The 7,947-nt window shown below is 35.3% G+C and carries 9 protein-coding genes; 8 read left to right on the plus strand and 1 reads right to left on the minus strand.

From position 1 onward, the window contains the following. Nucleotides 1-9 precede the first annotated feature (9 nt). Nucleotides 10-681 carry a sporulation membrane protein YtaF gene (gene ytaF / locus ACFSCX_RS11265; protein WP_377928339.1) on the plus strand — a complete coding sequence of 224 codons (672 nt, stop codon included), beginning with the start codon at nt 10-12 and terminating at the stop codon, nt 679-681. 9 nt (nt 682-690) lie between these two features. Then, nucleotides 691-1,293, plus strand: coding sequence for a dephospho-CoA kinase (gene coaE, locus ACFSCX_RS11270; protein ID WP_377928328.1), 603 nt, complete (start codon nt 691-693; stop codon nt 1,291-1,293). On the opposite strand, the gene ACFSCX_RS11275 is transcribed toward coaE, so the two are convergent. Continuing rightward, the gene (locus ACFSCX_RS11275) at nt 1,290-2,255 is read right to left on the minus strand and encodes an MBL fold metallo-hydrolase (protein ID WP_377928329.1); all 966 of its coding nucleotides are present in this window, start codon (nt 2,253-2,255) and stop codon (nt 1,290-1,292) included. The genes coaE and ACFSCX_RS11275 overlap by 4 nt on opposite strands. A 211-nt stretch (nt 2,256-2,466) precedes the next feature. On the opposite strand from ACFSCX_RS11275, the gene ACFSCX_RS11280 reads away from it, so the two are divergent. The 6 genes from ACFSCX_RS11280 to dnaI all read left to right on the plus strand — a co-directional run bounded on the left by ACFSCX_RS11280 (nt 2,467) and on the right by dnaI (nt 7,813). Then, nucleotides 2,467-3,501, plus strand: a complete 1,035-nt coding sequence (locus ACFSCX_RS11280) for a glyceraldehyde-3-phosphate dehydrogenase (RefSeq protein WP_377928330.1) — start codon at nt 2,467-2,469, stop codon at nt 3,499-3,501. A gap of 365 nt (nt 3,502-3,866) precedes the next feature. Next, nucleotides 3,867-4,247, plus strand: coding sequence for an adenosylmethionine decarboxylase (gene speD, locus ACFSCX_RS11285; protein WP_377928332.1), 381 nt, complete (start codon nt 3,867-3,869; stop codon nt 4,245-4,247). Nucleotides 4,248-4,442: 195 nt separating this feature from the next. Next, complete coding sequence (locus ACFSCX_RS11290) at nt 4,443-4,820, plus strand: cytosolic protein (protein ID WP_377928333.1); 378 nt, start codon at nt 4,443-4,445, stop codon at nt 4,818-4,820. Between the two features lie 122 nt (nt 4,821-4,942). Then, nucleotides 4,943-5,401: a transcriptional regulator NrdR gene (gene nrdR, locus ACFSCX_RS11295; protein WP_377928334.1), complete on the plus strand. Its 459-nt coding sequence runs from the start codon at nt 4,943-4,945 to the stop codon at nt 5,399-5,401. Nucleotides 5,402-5,462: 61 nt separating this feature from the next. After that, entirely contained in the window at nt 5,463-6,830 is a 1,368-nt protein-coding gene (locus ACFSCX_RS11300; RefSeq protein WP_377928335.1) for a replication initiation and membrane attachment family protein, read from the plus strand. A gap of 44 nt (nt 6,831-6,874) precedes the next feature. Continuing rightward, nucleotides 6,875-7,813 carry a primosomal protein DnaI gene (gene dnaI, locus ACFSCX_RS11305; RefSeq protein WP_377928336.1) on the plus strand — a complete coding sequence of 313 codons (939 nt, stop codon included), beginning with the start codon at nt 6,875-6,877 and terminating at the stop codon, nt 7,811-7,813. Nucleotides 7,814-7,947 lie beyond the last annotated feature (134 nt).

Below are 7,947 nucleotides of genomic sequence, written 5' to 3' on the forward strand. Positions count from 1 at the left end.
GCTTCTTCCATATACTATCGTAGTAAAAATGGAAGGAGCCTTAACATGTTACAATCTCTATCTCTACTCTTACTTGCATTTGCTGTCAGTCTGGATAGTTTTAGTGTCGGCTTTACTTATGGACTCCGAAAAATGCACTTACCTATTAGGTCTATTATTATCATATCCATCTGTTCAGCCATCACTTTAATGGTTGCAATGGGAGTTGGTCATATGATCACGAACTTCCTATCTCCCGTCTGGGCAGAAAAAGTGGGAGGTATTGTACTAGTCTTAATCGGTGCTTGGGTTCTATACCAATTTTTTAAACCAGAGAAAAAACAAATGGAAACCAATCAGGAAAAAATTCTTGTCAAATTCGAAATTAAATCGTTAGGCCTAGTCATTCATATTTTACGAAAGCCTCTGGAAGCTGATTTTGACCGCTCTGGAACCATTACCGGCATAGAAGCCTTTCTATTAGGTGTTGCTTTGTCATTGGATGCATTTGGAGCGGGAATTGGTGCAGCCTTGTTGGGATATTCACCTATTTTTATGGCAATCACAGTTGCGTTCATGAGCTCGCTTTTTTTATCGGTTGGACTGAAAAGTGGACAATTATGCTCAAACCATGAATGGATGCAAAAATGTTCTTTCTTACCGGGGGTATTACTAATCATCATAGGAATTATAAAAATATAGGGGGTACGCATGAGTAGTGTAATCATAGGATTAACAGGCGGTATTGCGAGTGGGAAAAGCACGGTATCATCTATGTTTAAGAATATGGAGATACCTGTAGTAGATGCAGATATTATTGCAAGACAGGTCGTAGAACCTAGTGAGAAAGCCTATCTGGAGATTATCCAAACGTTTGGTGAGGGCATTCTACGTGAAGACAAAACAATTAATCGCGATGCACTAGGGGCCATCGTTTTTAATAACAAGGAAAAGCGAGAGAAGTTGAACAGTATTGTTCATCCGGCGGTTCGAAATAGAATGATCGAACAAAAGAGTGATTACATACAACAAGGAAAAAAAGCTGTTGTATTAGATATTCCTCTTTTGTTCGAGAGTAAGCTTACTCATTTAGTTGATAAAACGATTCTTGTCTATGTCGATCCTGACGTACAACTCGAACGTTTAGTAATTAGAAATCAATATACAGAAGCAGAAGCTGTTGCTCGAGTAAATTCTCAAATGCCATTGTCAGAGAAAAAGCCATTGGCAGATGTAATCATTAATAACAACGGAACTATTGAAGAAACAAAACAACAATTAATCAACATACTTCGTAGTTGGGACATACTTTAAACTTGCTTATTAGCAGGTTTTTTTTTGTAAAAGTTATAGACTGTCATAAGATTGCGATTGATTCCATTTACGCCTCTCCAGCTTGAATATTCCTTTAATGTCGTATAGCTTGACATAAGTTCTTCAACTGACTGGTCAAGAAGATGAGCCTCTTTTACAGAATGTATTATATGAGTGATGTAGTTCATCAACGTGGTACACGAATCAAGTGTAGAAATGCCACCATGACCTGGAATTACTATGTCTATATCCATTTGTCTTACTTGATTCAATATGTATAAAAAATCTTCTGGATGATGAATGGGTAAATGGAGGCATTCAGTCACGAGATCCCCCATGAATGCAATTTTTTCGTTTGGAATATACAAGAAACTATCACTAGGTGTGTGACCGCCTCCATAACAGTGTAATTCTACCGACCGCATAGAACCGTGAATCATTAGATGCTTCTCAAATGTAAATGAAGGTAATACCATTTCTAAGTTTGGAATACTTTCTAATACCTTGTTCATTTCCATATACTGATTCTGTAAGCTTATTGTGATATTAGGATCGGTTGACCGCATTATATCTCTTTCGAGAGTTTGAAGGTATTTCTTCATTTCATCCTGTTCTTGCTCAATACTATGTAGCACATTTTGTTCTTTTGAAAGCTGCCGAGTCAATGATGTAGAAATGATAATACAATCCTTAAATACTTGGTTCCCGAATACGTGATCACCATGATAATGACTATTTATGACATACATTACTTCCTTATTGGTTACTCGTTCAGCCAGTACGCGTAATTCAAGGGCAGCCTTTGGAGTAGAAAATGCATCAAACACAAGTAGTTCATTTCCTAAGTCAATAAACCCAGCATTACTCCATGCACCTACCCCATCCTTTGCAATGGCAGCATAAATACCTGTAGAAAGAGTATGTAGTAGAAAGTACTCAGTTTCAATTATATCTTTTGTCATGTAAATCCCCCTTCATATTTTGAGACTATTCTTCGTGTGTTATTGAAAATCCTCTCATTCGTATGATAAATATTTAGTTTTCAAATTTGACACATTTATTCAACATGAGATTCTTTTACACAAAAAAAATAATCACAATGTAACCGTTTTATGTTATACTAATTACAAGAGATGCAACAAACAGTATAACATATATGGAGGAGACAGAGACATGAGAGGAAGAATAGCGATTAATGGGTTTGGCCGTATTGGAAGAATGGTATTTCGTAATGCAATCCAAGAGGACCAATTAGAAATCGTTGCGATAAATGCGAGTTATCCTGCAGAAACATTAGCACATTTAATAAAATATGATACTGTCCATGGAAAGTTTGATGGAGAAGTGATACCTCATGGTGATTCTCTTATTGTAAATGGAAAACGTGTAAAGCTTCTAAGCTCTAGAGATCCATTAGAGTTACCTTGGAAAGAGTTAAATATCGATATCGTAATAGAGGCGACTGGTAAATTTAATTCAAAAGAAAAAGCGATGCTACATGTTCAAGCTGGAGCAAAGCGAGTAATATTAACAGCACCAGGTAAGGAAGAAGATGTTACGATTGTTATGGGTGTAAATGAAGAAACATTAGATATTCAAAACCATATCGTCATTTCAAATGCCTCATGTACGACTAACTGTTTAGCACCTGTTGCTAAAGTACTTGAAGAGCAGTTTGGTATTGAGAATGGACTTATGACAACTGTCCACTCCTATACAAATGATCAAAAGAATTTAGATAATCCACATAAGGATTTACGCCGTGCTAGAGCTTGTGCACAATCAATTATTCCTACAACGACTGGAGCTGCAAAAGCACTGGCAAAAGTGTTACCAAACCTACAGGGGAAATTACACGGTATGGCTCTTCGTGTACCTACACCAAATGTATCGCTAGTTGATTTAGTGGTAGATGTAAAGAAAGATGTTACAGTTGAGGAAGTAAATCAAGCTTTTATGACAGCTTCAAAAGGATCTTTATATGGCGTACTTGATATTACGGATGAGCCATTAGTTTCGATTGATTTCAACACAAATTCACATTCAGCAATCGTAGATGGTTTATCTACAATGGTGATGGGGAATAGAAAAATTAAGGTGCTTGCTTGGTACGATAATGAATGGGGTTATTCAACAAGAGTAGTTGATTTAACAAAGTTTGTTTCATCTCAACTTAAAGAGATGAAAGAAGAGGTTTCTACAATGTAATAGTAAGGAAAAAGCACCTGTTTAAAGGTGCTTTATTCTTTTACTTCAAAAATTCGAAAATATATTGGACAAGCGTTAAATGGATATTTTAGCTGATTAAGCAAATGGTAAAAGGGTGTGTTTCCTTCCGTCATAAAAAAAACAATTCATGTTTTGCGTTTGAATGGATAAAAAAATCAAATTCTTATGTTGCAAAAATGAAATAAACAAAGTATACTATGATTCGTGAACTTCTTATAAAAGCTTCGGTTTAGGTTGCTACTTAAAGGGTTAGGACCTCTTTGGACTAACTTTCCCCCGTGGTAGTTTACGTGCCATTCGCTAAAGAATTCATGTACACCTAAATTTGTAAAGGGGGAGTAATAATGGAAACAATGGGTCGTCACGTGATCTCAGAATTATGGGGTTGTGATTTTGACAAGTTGAATGACATTAATTACATTGAAGAAACTTTTGTTAATGCTGCATTAAAATCTGGTGCTGAAATTCGTGAGGTTGCCTTCCACAAGTTTGCTCCACAAGGAGTAAGTGGCGTTGTCATTATATCAGAATCTCATTTAACGATTCACAGCTTTCCAGAGCATGGCTATGCAAGTATTGATGTCTATACTTGTGGTCATCTAGATCCAAATATTGCAGCAGACTTTATTGCTGAGGCTCTTGGTGCTCAAACACGTGAAAATATTGAACTTCCACGTGGTATGGGTCCAGTACAAGTAAAGCAAGCTAAAGTGAAGGCACTTTAAAATTCAACTGAAAATTGTAAACAACAAGAAGAGGTGTATATATTGCACCTCTTTTTTTAACTTATATTTTTAGGATTATGGAGAGCCCGTGAGCTTTCCAATTAGATTGGTTAGCGTCTTATTGATAAAAGGAATATATTCGCCTGTGTCTTAAGTCTTGTTGCTTTCTATAACACGATTGAAAGGAAAAAATCGATGAACCTAAGTACAATACGACATTATTTATCAAGCCATTGTGAAACCTCAGATAAGCACGAGTCTGAAATGTTGCGAACACATTATTATAAAAGTACAAATGGTAAAGCTTTGAAAGTTTTACAGTCAGTGATTGAAACGATTCAAGGTTATAAGATTACTTCAGTTTCAGAAGAGCATGGTGAAATAAGTGTTGAAATCTCCGCACCTAAAAAAGGTTTTTTAGTTATTTCAGTTATTCAAGTGAGACCAATGGAGACAGCTATTGATTTTTCTGTCACGTATGAAGGATTTTTTGGTATAGGTTTTTGTCAAAAAGTTGTCTCTACTTTATATGAAAAACTCGATAAAGAACTCCAAGTGATTGGTAACGGATAGTAAAATAGATGGTTTAGTACTTGTCTAATAGGTCTGTATACAATAAGATTAATAGTAGAAACAAATGCAATGATTCACTATAATATTAGCATCTGCTGCTATTTTCCTTTGGAGTTGATTTTATGAAATGTCCAAGTTGCTATCATAATGGAACAAGGGTGTTAGATTCTAGACCTGTTGATGAAGGCAAATCCATAAGAAGAAGAAGAGAATGTGAAGAATGCCTATACCGTTTTACAACGTTTGAGAAGGTGGAAGAACTTCCGTTAATTGTTGTCAAAAAGGAAGGAACACGCGAAGAATTTAGCCGTGAAAAAATCCTGAGAGGTTTGATCAAAGCGTGTGAAAAAAGACCTGTGTCACTAAGTCAATTAGAAGAAATTACTCAAGAGGTGGAGATAGAACTTCGAAACCAAGGAGTTTCTGAGGTTAAGAGTGATATTGTTGGTGAGATGGTAATGGATCGACTTGCTTTAGTGGATGATGTAGCATACGTTCGTTTTGCATCCGTTTATAGACAATTTAAAGATATCACGGTCTTTATAGAAGAATTAAAGGACTTGCTAAAAACAAGAAAGTAATGAAGAATTGAGCTTAGGCATTCGTGCTAAAAGCTCTTTTTCCATAAGAAAGGATAAATCTATGCAATCATGGAAAGAAGTATTACCTGTTGATCAATATTTGGTTAAAACAGACACAGTATTACATGATTTTGATCGGAGATTTTTGAGTCTCGTTTATCAACCTCTAATTGGGCCGCTTAGCTTTTCGTTATATATGTTGCTGTGGAGTGAACTTGAAGCCTATAAATATTGGGGTTCTCCTTCTACCCACAAAAGTATAATGGAGTCAATGCGAACAAATTTAGATAATATTTTAGTTGCTCGATATAAATTAGAAGGAATTGGTTTACTGAAAACCTATGTTCAAAAAACAACCGACGTTCGAAATTTTATTTACGATCTCCAGCCTCCTTTATCTCCCGCCATATTTTTTAGTTCTGAATTTCCTTATAGTATATTTTTGAAAAATGAAGTTGGAGAGTTTAGATTTAATAAATTAAAATCTTTATTTGTAACGAAAGCAGTAAATCAAAACGATTTTCAAAATATCTCGAAATCCTTCTCAGATATTTTTGAGACGACACGAAACCAATCTCAATATATGAATGGAAGTCTCGAGGAGGATCATCAAGAATTTATTCATAGAGAAGAGAAAGGAATGGAGAAAATCGATGTCGGAACATTAGAATTCGATTTTGATCAATTTATCTATGGATTATCTAAAAACTTTGTACCAAGGCATTTGATTACAGATGAAGTCGAAAAGAGAATAAAGCTACTTGCATATGTGTACGGATTTTCACCACTGGATATGCAAAAAGTTGTGTTAGATGCAACCAGTTCTGATGAAGAGGAGATTGATTTAGAGGTACTTTCACAGAAGGCGAAAGTTTACTATGATATAGAGAATTATGGAAGGATTCCGTCTCTCTCCTATAAAATACAGCCATTAGATCTTCAAACGATGAGATACCGGGAACCAAAGACTGAAGAAGAGAAGCGTATTCTCCATTTTGAAACAACATCACCGAAGGATTTCCTTAGTGAGCTCGCAGGAGGAGCTATGCCAACTGGAAGTGACCTATCATTAGTCGAGAGTATTATGGAAAATCAAAAATTAGAACCAGGTGTAGTCAACGTACTTCTGTACTATGTAGTTGTTCATAAAAAGATGAACTTAAATAGAAATTATATGACAACGACAGCAAGCAATTGGGCTAGATTAAAGGTTCGAACCGTTAAAGAGGCACTAGATCAAATCGCTGAATTCGAAAAGAATGTTATTGAATACAAGGAAAAAGAAACGAAGAGTAAGAATAACCAAAATACCGGGTTAAGAAAGCCGATTCGGAAAGAAATTCTCCCTGAATGGATGACTGACCCAGAGTATATTGAAAAACGAAAACAACAATTGTTGAATAAGACTAACACAAACGAGGATAAGTGAGTTTTGACTAAGTATAAACGTCGTGTTTAAAGGGGGAATCACCCGTGAAATCCATTAATGATACGTTAAAGGGTATGTCTTACCCAAAAAAAATGGAAGCCGAGTATGAAAAGTTTAAAGATATTGTGCTGCAGGACCCAGACGTAAAGCAATTTTTAGAACAAAATCGAGCCTTTTTAAATCGGAAAATTTTTGATCAAGGATTATTAAAGTTGTTCGAATTCACAACTCAAAGTAAACAGTGTGAGAAATGTACGGGATTAAAAGAGTGTGTCAATATGATTCAAGGCTATACTCCCCAGCTTACCTTGAAAAATAAGCAAATAATTGATCTGGATTATATCCGTTGTCCGAAAAAAGTACTAGCAGATATGCAAAAGGATAAAGAAAAAAAGGTGAAATCTGTTTATATTCCGTCAGAGTTGTTAAATGCTTCCTTTTTAGAGATTTATGAAGATGATCAATGGAGATATAAAATTAAGCAGCAAATATGGTCTTTCCTAAAAAGCTACGGAGTTGAAAAGAAATTAAAAGGCTTTTATGTGCATGGAGGCTTTGGAGTTGGAAAAACATATATTCTTTGTGCAATAGCCAATGAGCTAGCCGATAAAGGTGTTTCGTCCATGATTGTATATTTTCCAGAATTTATAAGAGAATTAAAGAGTGTCATGAACAATGAAATAGCTTTCAACGAGAAACTGGATGCTGCTAAAAATACACCCATCTTAATGTTAGACGACATTGGAGCAGAATCTATGACAAGCTGGATGAGAGATGAAATCCTAGGTCCAATCCTGCAACATAGAATGCTAGACTACCTGCCAACTTTCTTCACTTCAAACCTAAATTTAACTGAGCTTCTGCGCCACTATACGTATTCACAAAAAGGTGAGGAAGAAGGAATTAAAGCTCAAAGAATATTAGAAAGAATAAAGTATTTAACGAATGAAATTGAACTTGTTGACGTAAATAGAAGGAACTAAAAAAGAGCCATAATGGCTCTTTTTTTATAGGATAAGCGTACAATGTCAAATACTTTTTTTTAGTTTTAGGGTAACTCAAATACACTTACTGTAATATCCTTTTTTTACAAGTAACAATTAACCAAGTTATCTAT

The organism is Bacillus salitolerans (assembly GCF_042680805.1).
Taxonomy (GTDB): Bacteria; Bacillota; Bacilli; order Bacillales; family SA4; genus Bacillus_CJ; species Bacillus_CJ salitolerans.

What these genes read in the sequence shown, in the direction of transcription:
- coaE (WP_377928328.1), top strand. Translation starts at nt 691, where the DNA reads ATGAGTAGTGTAATCATAGGATTAACAGGCGGTATTGCGAGTGGGAAA.
- ACFSCX_RS11275 (WP_377928329.1), bottom strand. Translation starts at nt 2,255, where the DNA reads ATGACAAAAGATATAATTGAAACTGAGTACTTTCTACTACATACTCTT.
- ACFSCX_RS11280 (WP_377928330.1), top strand. Translation starts at nt 2,467, where the DNA reads ATGAGAGGAAGAATAGCGATTAATGGGTTTGGCCGTATTGGAAGAATG.
- speD (WP_377928332.1), top strand. Translation starts at nt 3,867, where the DNA reads ATGGAAACAATGGGTCGTCACGTGATCTCAGAATTATGGGGTTGTGAT.
- ACFSCX_RS11290 (WP_377928333.1), top strand. Translation starts at nt 4,443, where the DNA reads ATGAACCTAAGTACAATACGACATTATTTATCAAGCCATTGTGAAACC.
- nrdR (WP_377928334.1), top strand. Translation starts at nt 4,943, where the DNA reads ATGAAATGTCCAAGTTGCTATCATAATGGAACAAGGGTGTTAGATTCT.
- ACFSCX_RS11300 (WP_377928335.1), top strand. Translation starts at nt 5,463, where the DNA reads ATGCAATCATGGAAAGAAGTATTACCTGTTGATCAATATTTGGTTAAA.